This is a genomic window from Novosphingobium sp. (genome assembly GCF_036733805.1).
Lineage (GTDB): Bacteria > Pseudomonadota > Alphaproteobacteria > Sphingomonadales > Sphingomonadaceae > Novosphingobium.
On the sequence record NZ_DAIMZT010000157.1, the window covers coordinates 1 to 1,501 of the forward strand.

The window sequence follows — 1,501 nt, forward strand, 5'->3', positions numbered from 1 at the left end:
GGCTTCTCCGATCCCTTCTATACCGGCACGCTGGGCGAAGTGCAGCAGGCCTTTTCCGTCATCGACCGGCATATGCTGGTGACGACCGACGGCAAGGCCCTGCCCGACTGGTCTATAGCGCCCAATGCTGTTCCCGACGTGGTGCGCGATTACCGCCTGCTGCAATTCGACATGATGTTCGGCCAGCAATATGGCCGCGAGCGCTTCTTCCCCGGTTTCAACTGGCTGCACGAGGGCGCGCCATCGGTCTGATGTTTTTCGGCGGGGACGCCTGAACCGCATGGCGGTGGAAATCGTTTGAATTCCACCGCCATGCGGGTTTATCTCGGGAAACATCCGCATCGCCCCATCAGAACCGGAGACACACCGTGTCAGATATCTCCGACTATATCGTTTCGCATTTCAAGCGTTCCTCTCGCGAAATCGGCGAAGTGGAGCGGCGCATTCTGGAACTGTCGCACCAGAAGAAGCTCGTTTCGAGCGACACCAATGCGGAATTTTCCGCTGGCGCGAGTTTCGGCGACAGGCTGGCCGACAATATCGCCAAGGTCGGCGGCTCCTGGGGTTTCATCCTCGGTTTCTGCTTTTTCCTGATCTTCTGGGCTATCATCAACACCATCATCCTGACGACCGGCGCTTTCGATCCCTACCCCTTCATCTTCCTCAACCTGCTGCTTTCCATGCTGGCGGCCATTCAGGCGCCGATCATCATGATGTCGCAGAACCGCCAGGCCGCCCGCGACCGTTTCGAGGCCGCCAAGGACTACGAGGTGAACCTGAAGGCCGAGCTTGAGGTTCTGTCCCTGCATGAAAAGATCGATGTGAAGGTGCTGGCCGAACTGGCCGCGCTCCGTCAGGACCTTGCCGCACTCCACCGCCATGTCACCCGCAAGGAAGACTGACGCCGGAAAATTCATCCCCGCTTTTCCCCACCCCGCGATGCGCTGTTAGATTAAACGCAGTCCCGCCGGGTGGACGCCAGACGTGGCGGAAACCGAGGGACGGTCCTGGTGGTGGAACGCTGGCAACGTTCGTGGAAAGGACCATTTCGCAAAAGGCGGTGCACCGCCGCTTGCGAAATACGGCATGGTGAAAGACCCGGCTGCGCAACGCATCCGACCCACACCAACCTCAACCGAAGCGCAGCCGGGCAATCGCCCGACGCACGCTGAGTATCCCCGACCGGCAACGCCGGGCGGGATGAAGCTGTTGGGGGTTTAGGGCGTTTTCAGGAAAGGTGGGCCTAGGTGCGTGGGGCTTACCCCCCTCTGCCCTGCCGGGCATCTCCCCCACAAGGGGGGAGATCGATCTGCGGCGCGGTCTCGTCCGACACAAAGCTGGAGATTGAAGCGATAAAGATGCGTCTTGCCGATCTCCCCCCTTGTGGGGGAGATGCCCGGCAGGGCAGAGGGGGGTAAGCCCCGCGCTCCTTAGCTAAGCCGAAATTCACCCCCAGTTACGAATCCGTCAGATTCTTGCGCTACAGATTGACGCAGGCGTT

Annotated in this window: 2 protein-coding genes; both read left to right on the plus strand. The window is 60.4% G+C overall.

Annotated features, from left to right (window positions below; genetic code table 11):
• A partial coding sequence (locus V7D69_RS16155; protein WP_333606361.1) for a hypothetical protein occupies window positions 1-252 on the plus strand: 252 nt, incomplete at its 5' end.
• Between the two features lie 179 nt (window positions 253-431).
• On the plus strand, window positions 432-902 hold the full coding sequence (locus V7D69_RS16160) for a DUF1003 domain-containing protein (protein WP_442947071.1): 471 nt from the start codon (window positions 432-434) through the stop codon (window positions 900-902).
• Window positions 903-1,501 lie beyond the last annotated feature (599 nt).